At 63.7% G+C, this 25541-nt stretch carries 19 protein-coding genes; 8 read left to right on the top strand and 11 right to left on the bottom strand.

All coding sequences use genetic code 11. From position 1 onward, the window contains the following. Positions 1-107 precede the first annotated feature (107 nt). Positions 108-809: a biliverdin-producing heme oxygenase gene (locus tag QMG25_RS01770; RefSeq protein ID WP_283456675.1), complete on the top strand. Its 702-nt coding sequence runs from the start codon at positions 108-110 to the stop codon at positions 807-809. Between the two features lie 18 nt (positions 810-827). Here QMG25_RS01770 and QMG25_RS01765 read toward each other — a convergent pair whose 3' ends face one another. Together QMG25_RS01765 and QMG25_RS01760 are read right to left on the bottom strand one after the other, a co-directional pair. Beyond that, positions 828-2246 (bottom strand): DUF2079 domain-containing protein, encoded by a 1419-nt coding sequence (locus QMG25_RS01765; RefSeq protein WP_283456673.1) that lies wholly within the window; start codon positions 2244-2246, stop codon positions 828-830. Positions 2247-2512: 266 nt separating this feature from the next. Next, positions 2513-4900 carry an HNH endonuclease signature motif containing protein gene (locus QMG25_RS01760; protein ID WP_283456671.1) on the bottom strand — a complete coding sequence of 796 codons (2388 nt, stop codon included), beginning with the start codon at positions 4898-4900 and terminating at the stop codon, positions 2513-2515. A gap of 135 nt (positions 4901-5035) precedes the next feature. Here QMG25_RS01760 and QMG25_RS01755 point away from each other — a divergent pair, with 135 nt between their 5' ends. Next, entirely contained in the window at positions 5036-5536 is a 501-nt protein-coding gene (locus tag QMG25_RS01755; RefSeq protein ID WP_283456669.1) for a DUF456 domain-containing protein, read from the top strand. A 20-nt stretch (positions 5537-5556) separates the two neighbouring features. Here QMG25_RS01755 and QMG25_RS01750 read toward each other — a convergent pair whose 3' ends face one another. Next, positions 5557-6027, bottom strand: coding sequence for a hypothetical protein (locus QMG25_RS01750; protein ID WP_283456667.1), 471 nt, complete (start codon positions 6025-6027; stop codon positions 5557-5559). A 104-nt stretch (positions 6028-6131) separates the two neighbouring features. On the opposite strand from QMG25_RS01750, the gene QMG25_RS01745 reads away from it, so the two are divergent. After that, the gene (locus QMG25_RS01745) at positions 6132-6770 is read left to right on the top strand and encodes a GNAT family N-acetyltransferase (RefSeq protein WP_283456664.1); all 639 of its coding nucleotides are present in this window, start codon (positions 6132-6134) and stop codon (positions 6768-6770) included. Positions 6771-6779: 9 nt separating this feature from the next. Then, complete coding sequence (locus QMG25_RS01740) at positions 6780-7271, top strand: acyl-CoA thioesterase (protein WP_283456662.1); 492 nt, start codon at positions 6780-6782, stop codon at positions 7269-7271. A gap of 80 nt (positions 7272-7351) precedes the next feature. On the opposite strand, the gene rraA is transcribed toward QMG25_RS01740, so the two are convergent. After that, positions 7352-7825 carry a ribonuclease E activity regulator RraA gene (gene rraA, locus QMG25_RS01735; RefSeq protein ID WP_283456660.1) on the bottom strand — a complete coding sequence of 158 codons (474 nt, stop codon included), beginning with the start codon at positions 7823-7825 and terminating at the stop codon, positions 7352-7354. Positions 7826-8039: 214 nt separating this feature from the next. Here rraA and QMG25_RS01730 point away from each other — a divergent pair, with 214 nt between their 5' ends. Both QMG25_RS01730 and QMG25_RS01725 read left to right on the top strand, forming a co-directional pair. Then, positions 8040-10937, top strand: coding sequence for an FAD-binding and (Fe-S)-binding domain-containing protein (locus QMG25_RS01730; protein WP_502866324.1), 2898 nt, complete (start codon positions 8040-8042; stop codon positions 10935-10937). A 120-nt stretch (positions 10938-11057) separates the two neighbouring features. Beyond that, a complete protein-coding gene (locus tag QMG25_RS01725; RefSeq protein ID WP_283456658.1) occupies positions 11058-11483 on the top strand; it encodes a universal stress protein in 426 nt (141 codons plus the stop codon). A 110-nt stretch (positions 11484-11593) separates the two neighbouring features. Here the strand turns inward: QMG25_RS01725 and QMG25_RS01720 are convergent, their stop codons facing one another. The 4 genes from QMG25_RS01720 to QMG25_RS01705 all read right to left on the bottom strand — a co-directional run bounded on the left by QMG25_RS01720 (position 11594) and on the right by QMG25_RS01705 (position 18721). Beyond that, positions 11594-13594, bottom strand: coding sequence for an acyl-CoA dehydrogenase family protein (locus tag QMG25_RS01720; protein ID WP_283456656.1), 2001 nt, complete (start codon positions 13592-13594; stop codon positions 11594-11596). A gap of 143 nt (positions 13595-13737) precedes the next feature. Continuing rightward, positions 13738-14178 carry a DUF5956 family protein gene (locus QMG25_RS01715; protein ID WP_283456654.1) on the bottom strand — a complete coding sequence of 147 codons (441 nt, stop codon included), beginning with the start codon at positions 14176-14178 and terminating at the stop codon, positions 13738-13740. A gap of 5 nt (positions 14179-14183) precedes the next feature. Next, positions 14184-15494, bottom strand: a complete 1311-nt coding sequence (locus tag QMG25_RS01710; RefSeq protein ID WP_283456652.1) for a glycoside hydrolase 5 family protein — start codon at positions 15492-15494, stop codon at positions 14184-14186. Next, positions 15491-18721, bottom strand: coding sequence for an alpha-mannosidase (locus tag QMG25_RS01705; RefSeq protein ID WP_283456650.1), 3231 nt, complete (start codon positions 18719-18721; stop codon positions 15491-15493). The genes QMG25_RS01710 and QMG25_RS01705 overlap by 4 nt, the downstream gene beginning before the upstream one ends. Positions 18722-18832: 111 nt before the next feature. Between QMG25_RS01705 and QMG25_RS01700 the strand changes: the two genes are divergently transcribed. Continuing rightward, positions 18833-20149: a glycoside hydrolase family 125 protein gene (locus QMG25_RS01700; RefSeq protein WP_283456649.1), complete on the top strand. Its 1317-nt coding sequence runs from the start codon at positions 18833-18835 to the stop codon at positions 20147-20149. A gap of 128 nt (positions 20150-20277) precedes the next feature. Here the strand turns inward: QMG25_RS01700 and QMG25_RS01695 are convergent, their stop codons facing one another. Further along, on the bottom strand, positions 20278-20835 hold the full coding sequence (locus tag QMG25_RS01695) for a hypothetical protein (protein ID WP_283456647.1): 558 nt from the start codon (positions 20833-20835) through the stop codon (positions 20278-20280). Between the two features lie 1080 nt (positions 20836-21915). On the opposite strand from QMG25_RS01695, the gene QMG25_RS01690 reads away from it, so the two are divergent. Next, a complete protein-coding gene (locus QMG25_RS01690; RefSeq protein ID WP_283456646.1) occupies positions 21916-23049 on the top strand; it encodes a serine hydrolase domain-containing protein in 1134 nt (377 codons plus the stop codon). A gap of 91 nt (positions 23050-23140) precedes the next feature. On the opposite strand, the gene QMG25_RS01685 is transcribed toward QMG25_RS01690, so the two are convergent. Together QMG25_RS01685 and QMG25_RS01680 are read right to left on the bottom strand one after the other, a co-directional pair. Next, positions 23141-24562 (bottom strand): dihydrolipoyl dehydrogenase family protein, encoded by a 1422-nt coding sequence (locus QMG25_RS01685; protein WP_283456644.1) that lies wholly within the window; start codon positions 24560-24562, stop codon positions 23141-23143. A gap of 11 nt (positions 24563-24573) precedes the next feature. Then, positions 24574-25521 carry an ABC transporter substrate-binding protein gene (locus QMG25_RS01680; RefSeq protein ID WP_283456642.1) on the bottom strand — a complete coding sequence of 316 codons (948 nt, stop codon included), beginning with the start codon at positions 25519-25521 and terminating at the stop codon, positions 24574-24576. Positions 25522-25541: the final 20 nt, after the last annotated feature.

Raw genomic sequence — 25541 nt, 5'->3', positions numbered from 1 at the left:
CGCCAAGAAACTTCCTCATTTCAGTGACGCTGTGCCACCAATCTCTTGACACAGTGTCAGCATATCTGATTAGGTAAGGTTATTGTTACCTAATCATGGAGTGAGACATGTCTGCACCTGCCGTTGAATCCGCATTGCCCCAGGCTCCGGCCGCCCTGTCGCAGCAGCTGAAAACCCACACTGCTTCCGCCCACACGGCAGCGGAAGACTCCCGTTTCGTGGCCGAGCTGATGGGTGGCACTTTGGACGTTGCGGCATTGGTGAGCTTGCTGGATCAGAGCATTGTCATTTACCGCGCTTTGGAAACTGCCTTGGCTGCCCATACCGAGCATCCGCAGCTGGGCGCGTTCATCGACCGCAAACTGGCGCGCGTGGCGGCATTGGAAGCTGACATGGCCTACCATCACGGGGCGGACTGGGAAGCACAGCTGGCCGACGGACGCATTGTCATCGTCCCGGCAACATTGGCCTACGCCGACATGTTGACCACCATGGGGCGGGAGTCGATCGAGTTCCTGCTGGCCCACCACTACGTCCGCTACATGGGTGACCTCTCCGGGGGCCTGATCATCTCCCGCATGGTCGAGCGCCACTACGGCGTTGCCAGCGAAGGCTTGAACTTTTATGACTTTGATGCGATCGCCAAGCCCAAGCCCTACAAGGATCGCTACCGAGAACTACTGGACACCACTGATTTCAGTCGTGCGCAGCAGGATGCCATCTTGAACTTCGCGGCTGAGTCTTTCGAGCTCAACCTCGCTGTCTTTGTGGACCTCGACGCCGCCCGCAAGGCTGCACGGGCAAGTTGAGCCCGTAGGTGGGCCGGGCTACTGCCTTTTGGCCACCTGGTAGTGGCCGTCGGCGAAGACGGTAACGAAGCGCGTGTCCGGGAAGCGTTGTTCCGCCTCGGTTGCGGTGGTGGTGGAAGCAACGCCGGGGCGGCCGGAAACGTCCATTAGCACGTAGTCCGGTGCAGGATTCGTATTTCCGATCCAATAGACCTCAGTGCGGTCAACCAGATAGCTCATCAGGGAGATATCGGTCTCCACGGTCACCCCATCCGGCACCGCGGCCAAAGCGCTTTCCGAGGAAACTGCGGTGGTGAGTGGGAAATTCTTGGAGGGGTCAACCAGCATGCCAAAGGCATATTGGCTGGTCAGAACCACGGCGATCAGAAGGATTGCGGTGCCTGCAAGCCGTCTCAGACGCGCGGAATTGAGCACCTTCCGACGCGACAGGGCATCGATAGCGGCGCAAAAAACCACCGGCATGAGAACCGCGCTGTATTGCCAGTCCTGTCCCCAGTAGACGGGCAGATCCGATAGGAACCGCCAGGCGAGGGTGGGCAGCACGATCAAGGTCAAGGGGGAAAATAGGCACAGTCCCGCCGTAATGGCCGCCAAAAGGAAGACGGTTGCAACCTTGTCGTGTTGGAGCAGTGAAGCCGGATCGCTGAGCAGGCCGCGGATGTTGAGCTGGCTTTGGTAGGCCCATTGAGCCCCAGGGTTCATGGAGGGCAAAATGACTTTGGTGGTGAGCACAAACCAGCCGACGCCCCACAACGAGAGCCAGAGTCCAGCCAATGTGCGCGCCCGCCAAGCCATGACCAGGCCAATGACAAACACGGTCAGGCCCAGGTCTTCTTTGACGAAGACAAGTAGCGCTGCCCAGATCCAGGCAGAACGCCAGCGGTCCTCCAAAAGTGCAACAAGGGAAAGCGCAAGCAGCGGCACGGCAAAGGCAACTTCGTGGAACTGGGAATCGACAGCCGACTGCAGACCCCAGCTCAGCGCATAACCAATTCCGAGACACACACCTGCAATCCTGCCCAAGCGTTTGACGGCGAAATGGCACGCCACGACGACGGAAACTGCCAGCAGCACGTTCTGCACTACGAGCAGCGTGTAGGCACTGGGAAATAGCCGGTAAAACGGTGCGAGCAGGACCAAGAGCGGGTGGAAGTGGTCACCGAGAAGGTTGTAGCCGTCGCCCTTCAAGCTCACAATGGGTGGTTGGAAATTTGCGTATGACTTGGCGAGTTGGGTGAAGATCCCCAGGTCCCAAGAACGGATGGTGAAACTGCGCCACTGCAGCCAAGAGAACAGCGAATAGACTGCGAAAGCCAGAATTCCGACCATCCCGGATAGAGCCAACGGGGTGGTGGCTGCATGCCGAAAATGGTTCAGTCCGCGGGGACTAGCCGGAGCGGACGCAGCCGGGGGCCTAATCTTTTGCACAGTGGTCACAGGGAAAGTCTAGGTCGCAAGCCGGGTGTTTCCGGCATTGTGAAATATGTTGTCGGCCCGGCGAGCTGCCATTTACATGGACGGGTAGAACAACAGTGCGGGCCACCCTGAGTTGAGTCATGGCGTCGATCGCCTAGTGCCAGGAAGGCTGGGCGGTTCTTTCGTGACAACTTTTTCGGATGCGACAGAATACTCGACGACCCAATAACGGGTGCGCTGGTTGGGTGGCTCTGCGGTGTTGCCTCTCCTGTGTTGACGTTGTGGCTCTATTTGTGGTGTTTGTGGGTGTAGGTGATGAGGAATTGTTCTAGTGGGCTTGTGTGGGTGGGGTTGGTGGTGGGTGCGGTGGTGTGGAGGTTGGTGTTGAGGGCGTTGTTGAGTTTTTTCTTGAGCCATTTGGGGAAGGCTGGTGGTCGGGGTTCTTGGTATTGGGGTGGGTGGTATGTGCCGGAGGGGCTGAGCCAGGCGGTGGTGCCGTCGTTGGCGGGCAGTGGTTTCCAGCCGCGGAGGCGAATCGTGGTGCGTTGGGGGTCGTGTTCGCGGCGGTAGTTCCCGTGTTGGTCTTTGTCGTCTGTGAAGTGTTTGAGGTGGTGGTGGCGCTTGCAGGCGGGGCGTTGGTTGGCCAGGGTGGTTTCCCCGCCGTGTTCGAATGCTTTCAGGTGGTCGGTGTCGGTGTCCATGACGGGGTTGGGGCAGTTGGGGATATAACAGCCTCCGGCGAGGGCGCGCAGGACAGCTTTTTCGGTTTCGCGGATCGTGTATCGGGTGGGGTTCATTGCCAAGGGCTCATCGGTGACGGGGTCGGTGAGTACGCGCAGGAACGTGGTGGAGTTGGCGAGGAGTTTCCGGGCGATCGGGGCTGGGACGGGGCCGGTGCCGACGAGTTCGCCTGGTTCATCGGTGATGTTCAACGCGGACAGGAACGGCACGGTGACCAAGACCAGGGCTTTGGGCATGGGCGGGTCGGTGATGGTGTGGTGGGTTCGGATTGCTTCGAGTTGGTCGAGGTAGTCCTGTTCGGGATGTTCCGGGATTCCGTCCACGACCCCGTCAATGTAGCCTGATCCATCGCTGAGGAGTTCCCCGACCACGGGCACGTCTTCCACCCCGGCCTCGGGCGGCTCACCTCCGTCGTGCTCCACACGATCAGGGTGTCCCGCACCAGCAGGGTGTTCCGCCGCATCCGGGTCGGCGTCTTGGCCGGCTCTGGGGCTGTTTTTCATCGTCTTGTTGCCGGTGGTGGTGGTGTTTCCGTCAGAGCCACTTGCGCCGGTGGAGGCTCCTGCACTGTCGGGGCGGTGTTGAGCGTCGCGTGGTTTGGTGATGGGCGCGTCAGTGGGGGTGACGCTGCGGGCTTTGTTGTCAGCAGGCTTTGTACTCTTTGCGCCCTCGGTGTCTGTGTCGTCGGTGCCCTCGTCGTCGTTTGTGGGGTTGCGGTGTGCCCATGGGGGTGCTTCTTCGATGAGTGAGACTCCGAAAGCGGAGTTCGCACCGAACAGGACATCGCCAGCCTGGTTCCGGGGCTCTGAACCATCCGTATCGTTGCTGTGGCTGCCCATGCCGCCAGTACTGGCGTCACCGTGGCTAGCATTGCTTCCTGAGTGGTTCTTTCCGGCACCAGCGTTGTCGTGGCCGGTGTGGCCGGTGTGGCCGTTGTCGGTGTTGCTGGCTGGGGTGGGGAGGGGTTGTTGGTTGAGGAGGAGGGTGGTGGCGACGTCGACGCGTAGTTGTGCCAGGGTGCGGTGTTCCCCGCTGCCGCTATCGCTCTGCTGGCTGCCCCGGCCGGGCTTGCCGCCGTTGCCGTCGTTGTTGTTGCCTGGTCCGGTGGTGTTGTTGTGTTTGATGGTGCGTGCTGTGCGGGTGGCGTGGACCCAGATGGCTTCGGCGCTGATGGTGGGGATGTGCAGGGTGAGCCAGGACATTCCGTCGCGTCCGGGGTCCAGGGTCATGGCCCGGTGCCGGTAGGCCTGGCGGGTGGCGGTGGCCCTGGTTTCCGGGTGGGTGCTTTCCCGGGCGCGGCGGGCTTTGGAAGCGAACCCGGAGGCTGTGGTGCCCGGGGCCAGGCGTAGCAGGCGTTGTTCAAAGACGGTGATCTGTTCGGCGGTAATGGTCGGGGTTTCGGCCAGGGTGTTGCATTCATCCACGATCAACCCCGCGTGCCGGTAGGAGAGCACCCCGGCGTGCAATGCGGCCAGGGTGTGTCGGTGGGTGGTGGTCAGGGCGGTGCTGTGGTGCGCCAGCGCGGTGACAGTGCGTTCGGGAAGACACAAGGTCAACGCGATGTCAGTGCAGGCACTGGCTTCGGCGATTCCTGCCTGCCAGGAATCAAGCCCCACCGCGGTGCCCTCGACGTTCGCTGCTGCGATGATCCGGGCGACGAGTTCTGCTTTGCAGGCCGCGGTGGCGTCCTCGAGGCGCTTCAACACCAGCAACGCCTCGATTCCGGCGTCGTACACGGCCCGGGCGACCCCCACCCGCGAGGGCGGCTCGGGAACCGGGGGAGGAAAAGCAATGAACGCCGGCAAGCCCGCCAGTGCCCCAGTGTCAGGGCCAAAGGGTTCAATGGAAGGAAGAGTGATCGCACCAAGCAGTGCAGCCACATCCGCTGTGGCTGCAAAGCCCCGGTCCCCGGGGAACTCCTCCCGACTACTCATACCCCCATAATACCCCCACCGTTACACCACCGCAATAGCTACACGTACATAGATACGATAGATTCGCCACGTTCCACCACCGACGTTGGCAAGCATGTTGCCGTCACGAAGTGAAATGAGTGGCACTATTGCAGAATGGATGCGCAGATTGTCTGGACCGTCGTATGCGGCCTCGTTATTGCGATTGGTGCTGCCGGGGTCATAGTGCCCATTTTGCCGGGGAGCTTTCTAGTCGGTGTCAGCTTGCTTGCCTGGGCCCTGGTACTGGGCTCTCCGCTGGGCTGGATAATATTTAGCATAGGTGCGCTATTTCTTGCGGCCGGCATGGTCTCAAGCGCCGTTCTGGCCGGCAGAACCATGAAAGCTCGTGCCATCCCGGGCAGGTCAGTGCTGATCGGGTTGGCGGTGGGAATTGTCGGGTTCTTCGTGATCCCGGTCGTAGGGTTGCTGCTGGGCTTCGTCGTCGGTTTGTTCGTCTCGGAACTTGTTCGACAAAGGGCGCTGCGACCGGCGGTTTCCTCTTCGCTGGCGACGCTGAAGGCCACAGGGCTAGGAATCCTGGCGGAGTTTGGTTTCGCGTCCTTGGCTGCGGGGACGTGGGGCGTGGGGGTGCTCGTTCACTTCCTGAACCGCTAGCCGGGCGCCAGTCCAAGCAATTAGGGCATGTCCAGGACCACGTTGATGCCTGCCATGCGGCCGCCGCAGCGTTCATTGCCGGACACCCGGGTCCAGTTCAGTGCTGTGGTTTGGGCTGCCAGGACCTTGCCGTTTTGGTCGTAGACCCTGAAGCTGAGTGCCTTGGGCGGCTGTGCGCCGACCATCAGCACCCACGAGCCGTCCTCTTGCTGCGTGAGGACCCGGGTACCGTGGGTTGATGCCTTCGCGAACGTCGGCGTTTGGGGAACGCAGTCGGTGCCGGTGCACGCGGTGACAGCTGCTGCATTGGCACTGGTGCTCTGGCTCCCGGCCAGGGACAGCGACAGTCGGTTGTTCCAATTGGCTGTGGGGCAGGTGCCGCCGTCGCGATCAAGCACGATGGCCCCGATGATGAAGGCCATGCAAAAAGCGGCAACCAGGGGTATGAGGACAAGTTCCACGCGGCGTCGGGTTGTGGGTAGGGCAGGCATGGGCCCATGCTATCCAAGGACTCTGACCGTTTCCCGCTAGAATTCGAACACCTCCCCAAGGCGTCCGGCAGGGCGAGGCTGCAATTTCGCACTAGTATCTGAACATGCCCTCCGATGTGCCAGACATTCCCGTCCCAGCACAACCGGCCTACCCCTACAAGGCCGACGGCGTTCGGCTACGCCCCATTCTCCCGGCCGACGTGCGGGCCGTGAACGCCTACAGGTCGCTGCCGGAGGTGGCACGTTACCTGCCGCATCCGCCGCAAGCCATGGCGGACACCGAACTGAGCGTCTCTGCCATGGTGTCGCAACAGAATTTCACCACCCCCGGCCAGTGGCTGGACCTGGCAGTGGAACACGGACCCTCGGCTGAAGTGGTGGGGGAGGTTGTGTTGAAGTGGGACGCGGAAAATTGGCAGCGCGGTGAAATCGGCTTTGTCTTCAGCTCCGACGTCCAAGGGCAGGGCGTCGCCTTTGCCGCCTGCACAGCGGCGCTGGACATGGCCTTCGAGCACTTCAGCTGGCACAGGGTGGAGGGGATTTGCGATGCCCGAAACAACAAGTCCGCGGCCCTCATGACACGCCTGGGCATGCGCCTGGAAGCAACATTCGTCGAAGCGGACTGGAGCAAGGGCGAATGGATCACGTTGCGCCACTACGCCATCCTGAAGCGCGAATGGTCGCTCCTCCGTGGACACGACTTGCCGAACACAACATACCGAACACAACATGCGAAAAAGTGAAGGATATTGATGTCCGTGCAGCAAGAAGAGTACGACGGCGGCCGGCGCCTTGCGCTGCAAGTCCCCATGCGCTGGGGAGACATGGATGCCTACGGGCACATCAACAATGTGGAAGTGCTGCGAATCCTTGAGGAGGCCCGTGTGCATGCGTTCGGTCCGCCTGCCGGGACCGGGCTGCCCGGCATTGCGGCTGCAAACCCCATCTTTTCCGAGCTGGACGCGGACGTGCAGGCATTGGTGGTAGAGCACCGGGTCAGGTATCTGGCACCGTTGAACTACCGCAATGTGGCCGCCGACGTACGAGTCTGGATCAGCGCAGTGAAGGGAGCCAGCTTTACCGTGGCCTACGCCATCTTTGATCCCGTCACAGCGACCAAGTGCGTCATTGCCGAAACTGTATTGGCGTTCTTCCACGAGCCCAGCGGCACCCTGGTCCGGTTGGCACCTGAGAAGAAGGCGCTGCTGGAACCACTCCGCGGCCCCGCCAACTTCCGCGCCTGACCTGCGATGTAGCATGACCTTCGATGGGGCCTGAACCCGGATGGCGGCCGTCCCCGGCACCACCCAATCGCGTGTGCCGCCTACTCCCGCGTGCCCACGAGGATTCCGTCGCCGTCCGCATGGATCATGTCGCCGGGGTGGATGGTGACGTCGCCGAGTTGGACGGGAACGTCAACGTTGCCGAGGCCTTCCTTGGAGCTCTTGGCGGGATTGGTGCCGAGAGCCTTCACGCCGAGTGGCAGCCCCGCCATGGCCACGCTGTCGCGGATGGCGCCGTTGATGATCACTCCCGACCAGCCGTTGTCCACGGCCGACTGGGCGATCATGTCCCCCATAAGTGCGTTTCCCAGCCAGCCTCCGCCGTCGATCACCAGAACGGCGCCTTTGCCCGGGGTGGCCAGCAGGGATTTCACCAGCTGGTTGTCCGCGAGGCATTTGACGGTCCGAGCCGGGCCGGCAAAGGCTGCCACGGCACCAAAATCGCGAAATTGCAGGGAAACCGAGGACAGTTCTGGCCCGTGCTCGTCGTACAGGTCTGCCGTGGAGATAGTCATGGGGGTCCCAACGTTGCTGAGGATGATGGCTCCAGCATAGGACAATGTGCGCTGTTGGTGGGGGCGGCGGTGCAATCTCACGGGCACGCACGGTGGGGCCCGGCAGACCCGTGTCTTGCTTTGCGCCATGATGCCAACAAGACTTGGCATGCACCGGAGATAAAAATAATTCTGGATCAGCACCGGGATGGACCACCACGAAAAAGGGGCCGCAATGTCGAGTCAGGCACGCCAAACACCGGGTCAAAAGAAGGCATTGGCCGGCCGGACCCTGGCGGACGTTGCCGGAGCCATGGCCAACCCCTCGCAAACCCTCACCCGAGCCCTCGACCGCCACGCCAATGCCCACGATGCCTCGCACTTCCTGCTTATCCCCCAAGCAGTGGCCGTCCCCTCAAGTGCCGCCGAAGTCGCCCAGCTCATGCGGGTCAGCGCCGAACGCGGGCTGCCGCTGACCCTGCGCTCCGGCGGGACCAGCCTCAGTGGGCAGGCCGTCAGCGGAGGACTGCTGGCGGATGTGCGCAAGCACTTCCGGTCACTTGAAGTGCTCGACGGCGGAGCCCGGATCCGCGTGCAGCCGGGCGTCACGGTGCGGGACGTAAACGCGCGGCTGCTGCGGTACGGGCGCAAGTTCGGACCCGACCCCGCCAGCGAGGTGGCCTGCACGATTGGCGGCGTGGTGGCCAACAACTCCTCCGGCATGGCCTGCGGGATCACCGACAACGCCTACCGCACCCTTGAATCGTTGACCCTCGTGTTGCCCAGCGGCACCGTCTTGGACACCGGCGCACCGGACGCCGCTGCCCGGCTGCGCTTGCTTGAACCCGAACTCTTCCTGGGCTTGGCCGGGCTCGCCGAAAGGGTGCGCAGCAATCCGGCGTCGCGCGCAACGATCGAACGCCAGTTCGCCATGAAGAACACCATGGGCTACGGGCTGAACTCGCTGCTGGACTTCGCGAACCCCGTGGACATCCTGGCCCACCTCATCGTGGGCAGCGAAGGCACGCTGGGGTTCGTGGCCGAAGCCGTCTTCAAAACCATTCCCCGGCTGGCCCACGCCACAGCCGGGCTGCTGGTCTTCAAGGACTTGCACGCGGCCAACACTGCACTGCCGGCCCTGGTGGACAGCGGCGCCGCCACGGTGGAACTGCTCGACTCCCTTTCGCTGAAGGTGGGGCAGGGGCTGAGCCAGGTGCCCGGGGTGGTGCGTGATTTGCAAGTGCGCAACCATGCGGCGCTGCTCGTGGAATACCAGACGGGCAACCAGGAGGAACTGGCCGGGCTCAACGCCGACGCCGTGGCGCTCGCCGGCACGCTGGGGCTGGACGCACCTGCGGAGTTCAGCTCCGACGCCACCGTCCGCGCCGAGCTGTGGCACCTGCGCAAGGGCCTGTACACGGCCGTGGCGGGAGCCCGCCCGCTGGGCACCACGGCACTGCTGGAGGATGTGGTGGTCCCGGTCCCGGCACTGGCGCGCACCTGCCTGGAGCTGAGCGCGTTGTTTGAGAAGTACAGCTACGAAAATTCCGTCACCTTTGGGCACGCCAAGGACGGCAACATCCACTTCATGCTCACCGACAAGTTCGCCAGCGCCGAGGAGCTGGACCGCTATGCCGCCTTCACCGAGGACATGGTGGAGGTGGTGCTCGGCGAGGGCGGATCGCTGAAGGCCGAACACGGCACGGGGCGGGTCATGGCGCCGTTCGTGCGCCGCCAATACGGGGATGAACTCTATGAGGTGATGCGCCGCATCAAGGCGTTGTGCGATCCGGAAGGCATGTTGAATCCGGGCGTTCTCCTCGACGACGATCCTGTGGCACACTTGCGCCACATAAAGACTGCGCCTCCGGAAGTCGATCCGGAAGTGGACCGCTGCGTGTCCTGCGGCTACTGCGAACCCGTGTGCCCCAGCAAGAACCTGACGCTGACCCCGCGCCAGCGCATCGTCACCCTGCGCGACATGGCAGCGGCCCGGCTCGACGGGGACACGGCGCTCGCGGACGAGATGGCCGCCGACTACGACTACGCCGGGGTGGACACCTGCGCCGTGGACGGCATGTGCCAAACCGCCTGCCCCGTGGACATCAACACCGGCACGCTGGTGCGCAACCTCCGCACCGAGGCGGCCGGGATGGTCGAAAACGCCATGTGGGGGACTGCCGCCAAGCATTGGGGCGCCGTCACAAAGGGGGCCGGGCTGGCCCTGGACGCCGCCGCCAAGGTGCCGGCCGGCGTCGTGCTTGCCGCAAACAAGGCGGGCCGGAAGGTGCTGGGCCACGACACACTGCCACTGTATTCACCCGAGCTTCCCGCAGGTGGGAAAGTCCGACGCCGGCCGGCACCTGCCGGGGAAGCGGCGGCCGTGTATTTCCCCGCCTGCGTGAACGTGATGTTTGGCCCGGCCGAGGCGGGGTCGGCCGGAGTGCAGGCGAGCTTTGAGCAGCTGTGTGCGAAGGCCGGAGTGCACTTGTTGGTGCCGGAGGGCATCGAGAGTGCGTGCTGCGGGACGCCGTGGTCGTCCAAGGGGATGGCCGCGGGGCTGGCGGACATGCACGCACGGACGTTGAAACTGCTCCGGGAGGCCACGCGGGACGGCGAGCTGGAGATCATTTGCGACGCCTCAAGCTGCACCGAAGGCCTGCTGCACACCATTGAAAGCGAAGTGCCGGAGCCCGGGCAAACGCCGCTGCGGGTTCTTGACGCCGTGCAATTTACGGCCGATCGCCTGCTGCCGCTGCTGGGCGGGGAATGGGCACGGCTGGAGTCGCTGGCCTTGCACCCCACCTGCTCCTCGGTGCGGCTCGGGCTAAGCCCGGCCCTCGAACAGGTGGCCTCGGCCGTGGCGGAGACGGTGTTGGTGCCGGAGCACTGGGGCTGCTGCGGTTTTGCCGGGGATCGCGGCATGCTGCATCCGGAGCTGACGGCCTCGGCCACTGCGGACCAAGCGCGCGACGTGGCCGCCATGGAGGCTCGCGCGCATGCGTCCTGCAACAGGACGTGCGAGCTGGGCATGAGCCGGGCCACGGGAGAGGACTACCGGCATGTGCTGGAGCTCCTTGCCGACGCCGTTTCCCAAGACTCATCCGCAGACACATCTCCGGGGCAGACGTAACAGGTGGGTAAGATCGCGCACGTTCCCGCCCAAATGTGAGCTTTTGTGACTAAAGTGGGGGACAAGAATGATGCCGGGGTGTGAAGCGCCGGTGTCGCGGCACAAAAAAAGGATGAAAAAATGGCGGGAATCATCATTGTCGGCGTTGACGGCAACTCAACTTCCATGAAGGCTGCCAAGGTGGCGGCGGACTTGGCCAAGGCCATGGGGTACACCCTGCGCGTTGTTACCGCGTTTGGCGAAGACAAGACGGAAAAGGTCACCATCGGCAACGACGAATGGTTCCTGTCCACCGCCGACGAGGCCGAGCGGGTTGCCCAGCGGGTTGCCGAGGAACTGAAGATCAGCGGTGTCAAGACCGAGTACTCCTCCGCGCTGGGCAAGCCCGCCGAGGTGCTGCTTGAAGAAGCAAACAAGCTCAAGGCAAAACTGATTGTTGTGGGCAACGTCCGCATGCAGGGCTTGAGCCGCGTCCTTGGCTCGGTGGCCAACGCCGTTTCACACAACGCACCCTGCGATGTGTACATCGTGAAGACCGACGGCTAAGACAGCTGGTTTGTAAAACCGCCAAATCCCCGCAGCGCATGGCGCTGCGGGGATTTCGCGCTTCGAGCCGCCATGCAGCCGGGCGGTCAAGCTGTCATGCAGCCGAGCGGTCAGCGGTATTTGCGGTGCAAGTTTTCATGGGTGGACGGGCCGGGGGCTGCGTCGGCGATCCACGGACCCGTTCCTTCGGAGGGGTCCAGCACGCCATCTTCAAGCCAAACAAAGTTCCCGGCGAGCAATTCCTTGCTCAGCGATGCGTCCGAGCTGTCGGTGTTGTCCCACAACTCGCCAAACAACGTCGCCACCCGAAGGCGTGACTGACACGCGAACGCGTCGGCAAGTTTTTGCGCCGACCGGCCCTGGTGCGGGTCCTTGAGCCGGAGCATTTCGGCCCGGGAGCAGCAGGCTGAAATGGCAAATAGCTCTGCGCCGATATCAACGATCCGACCCAGAAAAGCCTGCTTGTATTCAAGTTTTCCCTGCCACCGGCCCATGGCGTAAAACGTTTGTCGGGCGAGCTTGCGGGATTCACGCTCCACAAATCGCAGGTGCTTGGCAAGCGGGCCGAAGTCGTTGTAGGACCGCGGGTCAATGCCCTTGCCCACCACCAGCTTCGGCAGCCACTTTGCGTAGAACCCGCTGGCATCCACGGCCGCCTTCGACTTTTCCGCCAAGGTTGCCGTGTTGGATGCCAAATCGCCTGCGGCAGCAAGGTGGGCGTCAACGGCCTCGCGAGCAATGAGCAGGTGCATGATTTCGGTGGATCCTTCAAAGATCCGGTTGATGCGCAGGTCCCGCAGGAGTTGTTCGGCGGGAACTGCGCGCTCTCCACGGGCGGCCAGCGAGGCTGCGCTCTCATAGCCGCGTCCACCGCGGATCTGGACGAGCTCGTCGGCGCACTTGTAGGAGAACTCCGAGGACCACAACTTGGCGAGGGCGGCTTCGATGCGCACGTCCTTCATGCCGGCGTCGGCCAGGGCCGCGGAGAGCTCAAAAACTGCCTCCAGGGCAAAGGCCGTGGCAGCCATGAAAGCCAATTTCTTGCCCACCGCCTCATGCTGGCCCACTGGCAGTCCCCACTGGGTGCGGGCATTGGACCATTCACGGGCGATCTTCAGCGACCACTTTCCGGCCCCTGCCGCCATGGCCGGGATGGACAAGCGTCCCGTGTTCAACGTTGTCAGGGCGATTTTCAGGCCCTGGCCTTCGCGCCCCAAACGGTTTTCCGCAGGAACACGCACCTGGTGGAAGCGTGTCACGCCGTTTTCAATGCCGCGCAGGCCCATGAACTCGTTGCGGTTTTCAACGGTGATGCCGGGGGAGTCCGCTTCCACCACAAAAGCCGTGATGCCGCCGGTCTTGCGTCCTGCCGCATCCAGTCCGCGGGAAGGCACCAGCGCCATGACCACCACCAGTTCGGCGATGACGCCGTTGGTGGTCCACAGCTTCACGCCATCCACAAGGTATTCCGAGCCGTCCTCGGAGGGAACTGCCTGGCAGCCCATCCGGGCCGGATCCGAACCCACATCCGGTTCTGTCAGCAGAAAAGCCGTAACGGCCCCGGCGGCACAGCGGGGCAGGTACTTTTGTTTTTGTTCAGTTGTACCAAAAACCTTTACGGGTTCCGGGACGCCGATGGACTGATGGGCCGAGACCAAGGCTCCAAAAGCAGGATGGACGCTGCCCAGGATGGCAAGTGCCCGCCCGTAGTACGTCAGGTTCAGTCCCAGGCCGCCATACTCCTCGGGAATCTTCATGCCGAACACGCCCAGTTCAGCCAGACCGGCCAAGTATTCGTCGGGAATTTTCGCCTCCCGCTCCACCCGGGCACCATCCAAGGACTTGGCATACGCCTCAACCTTCTCCAGGAAGGCATCGCCGCGTTCGGTGTCCTTGGCGGAGGGCTGCGGATGGGGGTGAATCAAATCGACGTCAAAAGCGCCCAGATACAGGCCTTTGGCGAAGCTGGGCCGCTCCCAAACAGTTTCCCTGGCTGCCTCGGCGGCGTTTCTGGCATCCTCGGCCGTAACTTTTTTGTCAGTGGGAGTGGCGTTGGCTGGGGCATTGCCAGCGCCAGACTGGACATTTCCGACAGCTGCATCGTGACTCATGACTTCCTCATTTCCGCCGGCGGCGTGGGCACTGCCACGGCCGGCTTGGAGCGAAACCCGTATTGATTCGATGCTACTCGGCAGTAGTAGTTGCGGCTAGGGCCAGCCCGGAGCCAAGGGTGCCAAGTGTGCTGTGCCGCGTCTTAGGCCGGGGCGTCTGCGTAAAAAGCTTGCACGGCGCGCTCAAACAAGGGCAGGAGTGCCTCCGGATGGGTGTCGTTCTCCCAACTGCGGGTGATCTGTGAACTCAGCTCGTCAGCCACGGAGAGCCCTGCCGGCCACCCCTCGGGGATGCGCATGAACCAGTCAAATCCGGCCGGCCGTGCAGGAACCCCCGCCTCGAGCAGAAACTCGTTCACGGACTCGTCCACGCTGCGCCGGTCCCCCTCAGCGAAGGGCTCCACGGTGCGGGGTTCCACGCCGTCATGGACGTGCACAACACGCACGGCCCTGCCTTCGTCGGACTGCGCGGCACGGCCGACGTTCGCTGGCCCGGCGACCCACGCCATCAGTGCAAACCAGCCGTTCTCCGGCAGTGGCTCCCACCCTTGTTCCGAATTCGTGGGCTTTACGTCATCCCACATGGTGCTCACCGTGCTTCTGTCTGGCCGCGCACGTCGGTGATTCCGCGGGCGGCGAGGTAACCGGCGTCGGACGTTTTGGATGCACGCACCAGGGCGGGCTTCTGCCCCGCCGCAGCCAGCTCCAGCCAGGCAGGGAACAGCGAGCCGGAGGGATCGGCCACCGAGCGGCCCTCGCCTGTGGCTTCGTTGCCCGGGTCAAAGGAGAGGGCCGTGCTGCGCTGGACGGGCGCCGTGGGGTTGGCCTTCTCTGCGGCAATCAGCTCGGCCAGCCGCTTCCCGGCAGGCTTGGGGCGGCGCTCGGAATCCAGCAACCCCAAGGTGTATTCCAGCTCCGGGAAGTCGGCCAGCTTGCGGCTGACATCGTGCGAGCACCACCACGTGACGCCCCACAAATTCGGGGTGTCAAGGACGGGGAGCAGGCTCTGCTCCAAGAAGTCGGCGGCGCCGTCGAACGGTACGGCCGGATGTGGGGCGCCAATTTCCTGCAGCCAGATGGGCCGGGCGGGGTCGTTGGAGTAGGCGTCGGCCAGCTGCACGAGGTAGTCGGCAAAGAGCGTGCGGGCGGGGTGGCCTTGCGGGAACAAATGCGCCACGGCCACGAAAACCCAGGAATGCACGGTTGTCACATCGCCCAGGCTGACCGCGTGCGCCGGTGTGACGGGGCAACTGTCCACGAACCAGGCGTTGTCATCGAAGCTGTGCTGGTGCATGCCTGTGGGCCAGACCTTGCGGGCTGCTGCCAGTAGGGTTTTGAGCCATTCGCCCATTTCCGCCGGTGACGTCACCTGCTGGTCGGGGTGCCGGGTAACGGCGAACTGGTTAGTCTCATTGCCCACCGTCATGCCCAGCACATTGGGGCGCAAGGTGACCTCGGCCGCCAGCGCCGCAATCAGCTGCGCCTCGGCTTCCACCACTTGCGGGTCCGTGTACATGTTGCGACGGTGCCAGCTTGTGATCCACGACGGCAGAAAGTCGAAGCTTGAAAGATGGCCTTGCAAGCCGTCCACGGAAACGTCAAGGCCAAATCCGGCGGCCGCGTCCACCACGCGGCCCACATCGGCAATGCCGGCGGGGCGGATCAGCGACCTGTTGGGCTGGATCAGCGGCCACAGCGGGAAGATGCGCACATGGTCAAGGCCCAACTTGGCAATTGATTCGAAATCGGAGCGCACGGCGTCAACATCAAAGTCCTGCCACGAGTGGAACCAGCCCTCACTGGGCGTGTAGTTCACACCCCAGCGCAGGGGACTTTTTCTGGCAGGAGCGGTGTGGGCCGGGTGGGTGGAGGCTCCGGTGGCCGGGGTGGGGAGGTTCATTTGCTGCCTTTCTGCAAACGCAAGGTCAGGATTTGGAAGGGGCGCAGGTCAAGGTGGATTTGGCAGTTGCCAGCAACGCCCGTGCCGGCAGCGCTGGAACTGGCAGCGCTGGAACCGGGATCGGCCTTGGCGGCACCCAAGGTGAGGGATCCGGCGTCGTACGGCTGTTCCAGGAGGTTGTTCTCCTGCACGCCCGCCACCGGGAACGACGCCGACAACGTCACCGACGCGCGGGCGCCGAGCGGCTCGTACAGGCGCACGATGACGTCGCCGCTGCGGTCGTCGGCCAATTTGACTGCCTCAATGATGGCGGCGGCGGAGCTGGTGGACACCAGTGGCTGGATGGCGGCGCCGGTCCAATCGCCCGGCACGCCGCGCCACGGCAGGTTCAGCGCATACCCGGCGGCCACAGCATCAGCCACGTCCGCGCCCACCACCAGTCCGTAACTGAACTCGTGCCGTCCCTGGTCCGTCTCCGGGTCCGGGAAGCGGGGCCCGCGCAGCAGCGACAGGCGCACAGTGGTGAAGCTCGAACCGTTGGTGCCTGGGTGGCGGGAAACGTCGTGGCCATAGGTGGAATCGTTGATGACGGCCGCACCAAAGCCGGGCTCGCCCACGTGGACCCAGCGGTGCGCACACACCTCAAAACGGGCGTTGTCCCACGAGGTGTTCTCATGTGTGGCGCGCTGGATGTGCCCATACTGGGTCTCAAAACGGGCGTGGTCGGCGTGCACGTCCAGGGGGAAGGCGGCCTTGAGCAGCGTTTCCTGCTCGTGCCAGTCAACATCGTTGTAGACGGTGATGGTCTTGGAGTCCGGGGAAATCCGCACGCGCTGGGTGATGTGCGACTTCCTGAAACTGCGCTTGATGGTGATCTCAGGCTGGCTCCCCAGCATCGTGACGTCCATCGAATCGAGTTCGCGCAGGTCCGTGACGGTGTTCCTGTAGAACTCGTCAATGTCCCATGCGTCCCACATGTTGGGGAAGTCGGTGTGCAGCTGCAGCAGGTTGGCGCCCTGACCCTCCGGAACCAGCTCGCGGTTGGCAGCAATGTCCACAATCGAGCTGATGACGCCGTCTTTGCCAAAGCGGACAGTGATGAGCCCATTGCGTACGACGACGTCGCTTCCGTCGCGCTCCACCGTCACCAGTGTGGTTTCTGGCTCCGGGACGCCTGCGCTCAACGGCGCGATCCCGCGGCGCGGATAGGGAGAGGCATTGAAGTGCAGGACCGTATCGAAATCCCGCTCCGACACCGGTTCCAGCAGCGACCGGGGATCGAGGGGGGCGAGAGCTTCCACTGCTTCTCCGATGATCTTGTTCAGCTCCTCGGCAATCCGCGCGTAGCTTTCCGCCGCTTCGCGGTGTACCCAGGCGATGGCGGAGCCGGGCAGGATGTCGTGGAATTGGTTCAGCAGCACCAGCTTCCAGATCCGGTCCAGCTCCGCGTACGGGTAATCGATGAGGCAGCGCGCGGCGGCCGTGGCGCTCCACAGCTCGGCCTCGCGCAGCAGGTGTTCGCTGCGGCGGTTGCCCCGCTTGGTCAGTGCCTGCGAGGTGTAGGTTCCGCGATGCAGTTCAAGGTACAGCTCGCCCTTCCACACGGGGGCGTTGGGGTACTCGGCTTCGGCGGCCGTGAAAAACTCGGCCGGGCTGGCGATGGCGACCTGCGGGGAGCCCTCCAGATTTTTCGTGCGCTTCGCCCGCGCCAACATTTCGCGCGTGGGTCCGCCTCCGCCGTCGCCCCAGCCAAACGGAATGAGCGAATTCCTTGCGGCGCCCTTGTCACGGAAGTTTCGCACTGTGTGCGCCAGCTCGGCGCCGGAGAGCTGGGAGTTGTAGGTGTCGGCCGGCGGGAAGTGCGTGAACACGCGGGTGCCGTCGATGCCTTCCCAGTTGAAGGTGTGGTGCGGGAACTTGTTCACGGTGTTCCAGGAAATTTTCTGCGTGAGGAACCATTTGGCGCCTGCCAGTTTGACGATCTGCGGCAGCGCGGCGGAATAGCCAAAGGAGTCCGGCAGCCACACCTCCTGGCATTCCCTCCCAAAGTTCTCGCGGAAGAAGCGCTGGCCGTAGGTGAACTGGCGTGCCATGGCTTCCGACCCCACCATGTTCGTGTCCGACTCCACCCACATGCCGCCCACTGGAATGAAGCGGCCTCCGTCCACGGCCTCGTTGACCCGCGCGAACACCTCCGGGCGCTGCTCCTTCAGCCACTCATATTGCTGGGCCGAGGACATGACGAACTGCAGCTCCGGATCCTGCTCGAGCAAATTCACCACGTTCGACGTCGTTCGGGCCACCTTGCGCACGGTTTCCCGCACGGGCCAGAGCCACGCCGAGTCAATGTGGGCATGCCCAATGGCCGTGATTTGGTGGGCGCTGGCGTTGGCAGGCTGCGCCAAGGCTTCGGCCAGTTGCGCGCGGGCCGCGGGAGCCGTGCCGGGTATGTCGGAGAGGTCGACGGCGTCGAGCGCGCGTTCCAGCGCATAGAGGATGTCCCAGCGGCGCGGGTTGCCCAGATCCAGCTCGTTTTGGAGCTGGTCGAGGACTTCAAGGTCTTGGACGAGTTCCCACACCTCGGTGTTGAAGATATTGATGTCGGCCCGGGCCATGGTGTAGCGCGGCGCGTCCCCTGCCGTGGACTTCTCGCCCAGCTGCGTGGGGACGAAAGGGTTGTCGGTGAAGACGAACGGGTTGGAAGCGGCCTCGACATAGAGATCGATGTTCTCGCCGCCTTCGGCCTTGTCTGCGACAGGCAGCCAGGTGTTGAGCGGGTTCAGCGCTTTGATGGCCGTCCCGTCCGGACGGTAGACGAGGCCCTCAGCCTGGAATCCTGGCCACGACTGGCTAAAGCCCAGGTCCACCACGAGCTCCACCTTGTGGCCCTGCGTGCTCGCAGGCACCGTGCCCGTCAGGTGAATCCAGCTGGTGCCCCATGCCGGGCCCCACTGTTGGCCCACGGCGAACGGGAGATACTCGGGGCTGTGGGAGGGCGAACCGTTGGTGGGCGTGCCGTTGGTGGGCGGACCGCCTGCTGGCGTGCCGCCGTCGTGCGTGCCGGAACCGGGCAGGGCAACTGAGGGGGCAACGGGTTCGCCTTGGCCGCCCTCCACCTGCCACGCCGTCAGGGTCAGTGCGGACACGGGCGTGTGGATGGCCGGGACGATCCTTTCAACCAGGACTCGCTTGAGCCGGTTTTGGATCAGGTCGTGTTTGTCATGCATGGGCAGAAACCTTCCAGAAACGCAGAGGGCGGGGGGCTGCACTGAAAGTCTAGTGGGACGGCGCACCCAGTGGCGCATAAGCTGTTGTGTTCCGCGGCAAAGGAGAAAAGTATGGAAAATGAAAGCCACGACCGCACGGTATGGGGCGCCCGGGAGTTCCTGAAGCAACCGCTGCTCGACTGTGCTGCGGCGATTGAAAGCAGCACGGGGGACACTGCCCTGGCCACGATCTTCCACGACGTCATGCGCAACACCCTTGAGACCACCCTGACCCGTGAAGCCGACGGCACCACCTTCGTCATTACCGGGGACATTCCGGCCATGTGGCTGCGTGATTCCTCCGCACAAATGCTGCCGTTCCTGCGGTTTCTGGATTCCGCAGACGGCGACGAGCTGTACGAGGTGCTGGCCGGTCTGAGCCGGCGGCAGTTCCAGTATTTGGCCCAGGATTCCTACGCGAACGCGTTCAACCGGGAAGCGAACGGTGCTTCCTACGACCCGGATGACGGGTGCAATGACCCGTGGATCTGGGAGCGTAAATATGAGCTGGATTCCTTGGCGTTCCCCATCTGGCTGGCCCATGCTGTGTGGCGCCGGACCTCCCGCACCGATGTGCTTGACGGCGCCGTGCACGCGGTGTTGCGCACGATCGTGCACCAGTTGGGTCTTGAACAAGACCACGAAGCCAATTCCAGTTACCGTTTTGAGCGCAACACGGACCTGCCGAGCGAGACGCTGCAGCGGGAGGGGAGGGGGCCGGCGTCGGGCGTTACCGGCATGACGTGGGCAGGCTTCCGGCCCAGCGACGACGCGTGCGTCCACAGCTTCAACATTCCCGGCAACCTCTTCGCCGCCGCCGCCCTGAGGCAGCTGGCCGAGATTGCCGCGGAGGTGTATTCCGATGCCGAACTTGCCGCCGAAGCTGCCGCCTTGGCTGTTGAAATCAGCGCCGGCGTGGCGGCCCATGGTGTGGTGACGCACCCTGTCCACGGCGACATGTACGCCTACGAGGTGGACGGGCTGGGCGGCACCCTGCTGATGGACGACGCCAACATGCCCAGCCTGCTGTCCTTGCCGCTGACGGGCGGGATTGACCCGGGGGATCCGCTGTACTTGGCCACGCGGGCCTTTGTGCTGAGTGCTGAGAACCCGTTCTATTATTCGGGCGCACACGCCGCTGGCGTCGGCAGCCCGCACACGCCGCCGGGCTACGTCTGGCCCATTGCGCTGGCCGTGCAAGGGCTCACCACTGCCGATGCGGCGGAAAAGTTGCGGTTGCTGCACTGCCTGCGGGACACCACCGGCGGCACGTCCACCATGCACGAGGGTTTTGACCCCGACGATCCCGCGCAGTTTACCCGCCCGTGGTTTTCCTGGGCCAACTCCATGTTTGCCGAACTGCTGCTGGATTACTGCGGCATCGGATAAGGGCCCGAAAAGGGCCTGAAAAGGGGCAGAACCACTTTTCACGCGCGGGTGGCGACCCACAGGGTTCCGTGGGATCTTGTTCCGCTGGGGCATGTTCTCTTGCCACATGTTCCCACGGCGCAATGGGGTCAGATGAGTGTGGCGGACACCCCGCGCTCGAGCAGCGGCGCGATGCCGGCGTAGAAGAACTCGAGGCTGTCCTCGGCCCCGTTCCGGGCGCGTTTCGCGACTTTGCCCATCGCCATCACACCGGTGCTGCACTCTAGTTCGCCGACGACGAGAACGAACAAGTCAGGATCCTCGCCACGGAGGAATCGGCCACCGTATTCGGCGCGTGCCACCTCCCGGACGTACGCGGCGGCCAGCAGGTGCAGATCCTCCGGCAGGGTCTGCTGCTGTTGGAAGAAGTCCTCCAAGATCCGGTCCACGGCGGCGAGCGACGCCGGTGATCCGTCGAGTTCACCGGCTGCGATGGGAGATCCAACACCGGTGAACGCGGCCACAAAGTCGGTGGCAAGCCCGGACATTTTTGCCTCGCTTGCGCCATCGTCGGCGGAATCGTCGGCTGTGCCGGCATGGTCCCCGTCGAGGTAGTCCTGCAGCAATTCGAGCAATTCGAGCGATTCGCCTTTGTCGTTGGCGAATTTGGCGAGGATTCCTGTGACGAGCAACAGCCAGGAGAGCATGCTCGGTCCCAGCTTTCCTGCGACCGTCGGGGCGAAACGTATCGTCTCCGGTAGCCGGTAGCCGGTAGCCGGAAGCTTCCGGTTCCATGGCCAGCCGGACGCGCTGGTGCACTCCGCGCTGTTTGCCGCGGTACTCCATGACAGACTGCGGCACATGCTCGGTGATGGTCCACGCGACCTGGTCAACGTCGCATTCTTCGCCGTGGTGCTCCTCCCACGTGTTGCCCGCCGCGAGCACGAAGCCCGGGCTTGGAACAAACGTGGTCTTGTGCTCCGTTTATTCATGCACCAGTGCGGGGTCGGCAAAAGCCTTGCAGATGTCCGCAGGCGCTCTTTCGAAGTGTCCTGAATTACTGAAAGGGGTGTATCCCACCTGTGCTCCTCCTGGACCGATCGGGCGTGGAAAGCTCCAGCGCTAGAAGTTGGGCGGCATCCGTCGCTCGTCTCGAAGAGACCTGTGAATGAGTATTTTGAACGAGTATGGGGGCAAGCCCCAACTCTCCCGTCGGAGGTGCGGAGCCACTCGTTTTCAGGGGCGGGCAGGCGTCATGACCCATGCGCCGTCGGACTTTTGTGCGCTCCAGAGTTGGTCGTGATCGTACTGCGCGGGTGGAGCGCCGGCGTGGCAGAAATCGACGGTGGTTCTTTCGATGGAAAGGGGACTGACACCATTTTGTCCGGAAAAAAGCAGCCATTGCACGGAATCTGTAGTCGTCACATCAAGTGTGCGAGCCTCATCGGCGAAGGGTTCGGGGACAAGCTGAGTGTCACTGTAGGGGCAGACTATGAGCACCGAGTCCCACAGCGGCACAGAAGCTCCGAGGCCCTCTCCCCTGGGAAGGGAAAGCGCCGCGGGCCCTTCTTTAGCCGCCGCTATCAAAGAGTCCTGATAGTGCGGGCCTTGGGTGCACCCTGTGAGGGATGCCGCCAAAATTAGTGGCACGGCGAGAGCGGCCCCTGCGGCTGGGAAACGAATCCGCTTCCTATCCTTTCCAGCGTCCATGGATCCATCTTCTCGTACCGATCGTGCACGCCGCAAAGGAGGCGACCCGAGAGCGCCGCATTCCCTAGAGTGGTTGCATGACACTTTCACAGCAGCCGGCCGCCGGCACGTCCCAGAGTTTCGCCACCGAGAAGTTCACCGGCGTCCGCGACCTTTTTGATTCCATGCTCGACGCCGACCCCGGCTACAGCGCGCAGCTGGCCGTCTACCACCGGGGGGCCAAGGTGGTTGGTTTGGTGGGTGGAAAGGACTCTGCAGCGGATTCCCTCACGGGCGTTTTTTCTTGCTCGAAGGGTGTGGCAGCGCTCGCATTCAGCTTGCTGGTCCAGGACGGCTTGATCGACTTGGATGCCACGGTGGCCAGCTACTGGCCCGAGTTTGCCCAGAACGGCAAGGCCGGAGTCTCGGTGCGCCAGCTGCTCTCCCACCAAGCGGGTTTGGTCGGTGTCCAGGGCGGCTTTGACATGGAGGAGTACAACGATCTTTCGGCCGTGGCCGCGCGCCTTGCAGCCTTGGCGCCCATGTGGCGCCTGGGCAGTGGAATTTTCGGATACCACGCCCTCACGATGGGCGTTTTCCTTGAGCAACTGTGCCAGCAGGTGAGCGGGGAGCGGCTGCAGGATCTTTACAACCGCCGCATCCGGGAACCGTACGCCGCTGACATGTTCCTGGGTCTGCCCGAATCGCTGGAGCCGCGCTTCCGTCCCGTGCTCTTTGCCGAGGAGGAGGCGCAAGGTTTCCTGGATCCGGGCTCGATGGCCGGTGTGTCGGGCAATGTGCAGGCCGGCAACCTGTTGGCAATGCCCAACATTCGCAGCGTTCGCGCGGGAGGCAGCTGCAGTGGATCCGGCGTGGGCTCGGCCGACGGCCTGGCCAGGGTGTACGCCGGTGCCATCACCGGCATTGACGGGCTGCCCGCCTACCTGAGCGAAGAGACCATTGCGCACATGGGTCGGGAACAGGTGTGGGGCTTGGACAGGGTCTTTTGTGAGATCAATTCGTTTGGCGTCACGTTCATGAAGTCCAACCCGCGCATGGACTTTGGCAGCGCGCAGGCCTTCGGGCACGACGGCGCCAACGCCTCGCTCGGGTTCGCCGACCCGCTGTACGGGATTGGCTTTGGCTACGTCCCGGCATGGAACGAGGAAGGCGGCACGGCCGGGCGCGCCATGCAGCTCAGCGTCGCCGTCCGGAAGGCCCTGCTGGCGTAGTTCTCTGCGCTTGAACGCACCTTTCCCACTTATGCGCGGGCGGGCATGTGCCCAATAGTGGGAAAGGTGCGTTCATGCGGGGGACGTGCTGTTATTCAAGCGCCGCAACGGCCTCGGCAATGGCGCGGTGAAAGGTGGGATACGCGTAAATCATGGTTCCGAGCGTTTTCACCGGGATGCGGGCGTGGACGGCCAAGGCCAGCGCCGAGAGCACCTCGCCGCCGTGCGGCCCCATGGAACTCGCGCCCACAAGCACACCGGTTTTGCTGTCCTCGACGACCTTGATGAACCCTTCGTTGCCCGCCTTGTGAATCCATCCGCGCGTGGAACTGGGCACCTGGGCGGTGCCAACGCGGATGTCCAGTCCGGCCTCGCGTGCCTGCTGTTCGTTGAGCCCCACGGCGCCCACCTCCGGATCCGTGAACGTCACCCGTGGAACGGCGTGCGACTCGGCCGCACCCCTGTCCTGGCCGAGAATGTGCCCCGTGGCAATGTTGGCCTGGTACATCGACATGTGCGTGAAGGGGCCGAGGCCTGCCGCGTCACCAATCAAGTACAGTCCCTTGGCCAGTTGCATGTGGGAATCCACCGAGGGAGCGTCCGGCGCGGCCTGCCCGCCCCCGGCGTCTTCGCCGGAGGTGATTCCGGCGGCTGGAAGGTCCAGGCCGGCCAATGCAGGGGTGCGGCCGGCGGCCACCAGCAGCATGCTCGCCGACAGCTTCTTCACGGCGCCGCCGGCGCGGGTCACTTCCACCTTAAACGCGGAGTTGGCGTGCGCCACGGCCGTGATGGTGCTGTTGTACAGCACCTTGATGCCCTCGCTGTGGAACACCCTGCCCAGAATTTCCGACGCCTCCGGCTCTTCCTTCGACAGCAGCCGCGGACCGCGCACCACCAAGGTGACCTTGGTGCCGAAGCGGGCAAAGGCCTGCCCCAACTCCACTGCCACGGGCCCGCCGCCCAGGATGATCAGCGACTTCGGCGCCTTCTCCGCCTGCATGGCCTCCCGATTCGTCCAAAACGGCGTGCCCTCAAGCCCCGGAATGGAAGGAACCGCCGGATCGGTGCCGGGGTTGAGCACCACGGCGCGGCGGGCGCTGAAGGTGAGTTCATCGCCGTCGTTCGTGGTGACGGCAACCTTCTTGGGGCCCACCAGACGCCCTGTCCCGCGCACCAAGCGTCCGCCCTTGTCGGTGAAGCGCTTGGCGGCGACGGCGTCGTCCCAATTATCGGTGGCCTCCGAGCGGATGCGCTCGGCAACCACGGAGAAGTCGGAGGCCACTTGGGCGCTGCCGGCCAGGGCGGGAATCCGCTGGGCTTCCGCCACGGCGTTGCCCGCCCGGATCATCATTTTGGAGGGGACGCAACCGAAGTACGGGCATTCGCCGCCCACCAGCCTGGCCTCCACGCCCACAACACTGAGCCCTTCGGCCGCCAGCTCCCCGGCGAGCGATTCGCCGCCGGGCCCCATGCCGATGACAACTACATCAACTTTTTCATTTGTGGCGGCCATGCGCGTCTCCCCTACTTCGTGATTCCCTTGTCTTTCAGCCAACCGGCGGCAGCCGCGGCCGGGTCCATCTTTTCGGCGCCGCTGACCTGTTCGTTGAGCTTGATGAGGTCCTCGGTGGTCAGCATGCTTGAGACATTGTTCAGTGCCTTCGTGGCAGCGTCGTTGACTTTGTCCGTCTTGACCACCGGCAGCACCTGCTGTGCCAGCCAGTTGTTCTTCGGGTCGGTCAGGACCACCAGCTTGTTGGCCGGAATGGCCGGCGAGGTGGTGAAGATGTCTGCCACCTGAATCTCGTTGTTCAGCAGCGCCTTGACCGTCAGTGGTCCGCCGCCGTCACTGACGGGGGTGAACTTTTTCGGCACGCAGTCATAGTTCGCCTTCAGGCCGGGTAGGCCGTAAGACCGGGTCTTGAATTCCGGCGGGGCGCCGAAGGTAAGCTCGCTGCACACCTTCGCCATGTCCTCGATCGACTTGAGGTTGTATTTGGCTGCGGTCTCCGCTGTCACCACCATGGCGTCCTTGTCCTCAGCCTTGGCAGCGTCCAGCACTGACAGGCCGTCCGGCATTGCTGCAGGCAGACCGGCAAGCACCTCCTCGGCTGTCTTCGCCGTGGTCTTCGAATCCAGGTAGCCCAGCAGGTTGCCGCTGTAGTCCGGGACAATGTCCACGGAGCCGTCCTCGACAGCCTTGATGTAGACCTCGCGGGCGCCAATGTTCAGCTTGGTGCTCGCCGTAACGCCGGCGGCATTCAGGGCACCGGCATAAATTTCGGCAACTGTGGCGCTTTCGGGGAAGTTGGCCGAACCCACCACCACAGCGGCATCCGAGCCGCCGCCGGCCGTTGCGCTATCGCCGGCCAAGGGATCTCCCCCGCCGCAGGCAGTGACGGCAAAGGCCACTGAGAGCCCCGCGGCCGCGACCAAAAGTGCACGACGGGTGGGAAGCAAGTTCTTGTTCATGTTGTATCTCCTTGTGAAGC

Origin of the sequence: Arthrobacter sp. H35-D1, assembly GCF_030063185.1 — a bacterium.
Taxonomy (GTDB): domain Bacteria; phylum Actinomycetota; class Actinomycetes; order Actinomycetales; family Micrococcaceae; genus Specibacter.
Note: the sequence above shows the minus strand (reverse complement) of the source record. Positions and strands in the feature narration are given on the sequence as shown.

Excerpts from the sequence above, each read along its gene's own strand:
- rraA (WP_283456660.1), bottom strand. The coding sequence starts at position 7,825 with ATGACTATCTCCACGGCAGACCTGTACGACGAGCACGGGCCAGAACTG.
- QMG25_RS01750 (WP_283456667.1), bottom strand. The coding sequence starts at position 6,027 with ATGCCTGCCCTACCCACAACCCGACGCCGCGTGGAACTTGTCCTCATA.
- QMG25_RS01700 (WP_283456649.1), top strand. The coding sequence starts at position 18,833 with ATGGAAAATGAAAGCCACGACCGCACGGTATGGGGCGCCCGGGAGTTC.
- QMG25_RS01755 (WP_283456669.1), top strand. The coding sequence starts at position 5,036 with ATGGATGCGCAGATTGTCTGGACCGTCGTATGCGGCCTCGTTATTGCG.
- QMG25_RS01705 (WP_283456650.1), bottom strand. The coding sequence starts at position 18,721 with ATGCATGACAAACACGACCTGATCCAAAACCGGCTCAAGCGAGTCCTG.
- QMG25_RS01680 (WP_283456642.1), bottom strand. The coding sequence starts at position 25,521 with ATGAACAAGAACTTGCTTCCCACCCGTCGTGCACTTTTGGTCGCGGCC.
- QMG25_RS01720 (WP_283456656.1), bottom strand. The coding sequence starts at position 13,594 with ATGAGTCACGATGCAGCTGTCGGAAATGTCCAGTCTGGCGCTGGCAAT.
- QMG25_RS01770 (WP_283456675.1), top strand. The coding sequence starts at position 108 with ATGTCTGCACCTGCCGTTGAATCCGCATTGCCCCAGGCTCCGGCCGCC.
- QMG25_RS01730 (WP_502866324.1), top strand. The coding sequence starts at position 8,040 with ATGTCGAGTCAGGCACGCCAAACACCGGGTCAAAAGAAGGCATTGGCC.
- QMG25_RS01745 (WP_283456664.1), top strand. The coding sequence starts at position 6,132 with ATGCCCTCCGATGTGCCAGACATTCCCGTCCCAGCACAACCGGCCTAC.
- QMG25_RS01690 (WP_283456646.1), top strand. The coding sequence starts at position 21,916 with ATGACACTTTCACAGCAGCCGGCCGCCGGCACGTCCCAGAGTTTCGCC.
- QMG25_RS01760 (WP_283456671.1), bottom strand. The coding sequence starts at position 4,900 with ATGAGTAGTCGGGAGGAGTTCCCCGGGGACCGGGGCTTTGCAGCCACA.
- QMG25_RS01740 (WP_283456662.1), top strand. The coding sequence starts at position 6,780 with ATGTCCGTGCAGCAAGAAGAGTACGACGGCGGCCGGCGCCTTGCGCTG.
- QMG25_RS01715 (WP_283456654.1), bottom strand. The coding sequence starts at position 14,178 with ATGTGGGATGACGTAAAGCCCACGAATTCGGAACAAGGGTGGGAGCCA.
- QMG25_RS01725 (WP_283456658.1), top strand. The coding sequence starts at position 11,058 with ATGGCGGGAATCATCATTGTCGGCGTTGACGGCAACTCAACTTCCATG.
- QMG25_RS01685 (WP_283456644.1), bottom strand. The coding sequence starts at position 24,562 with ATGGCCGCCACAAATGAAAAAGTTGATGTAGTTGTCATCGGCATGGGG.
- QMG25_RS01710 (WP_283456652.1), bottom strand. The coding sequence starts at position 15,494 with ATGAACCTCCCCACCCCGGCCACCGGAGCCTCCACCCACCCGGCCCAC.
- QMG25_RS01695 (WP_283456647.1), bottom strand. The coding sequence starts at position 20,835 with ATGCTCTCCTGGCTGTTGCTCGTCACAGGAATCCTCGCCAAATTCGCC.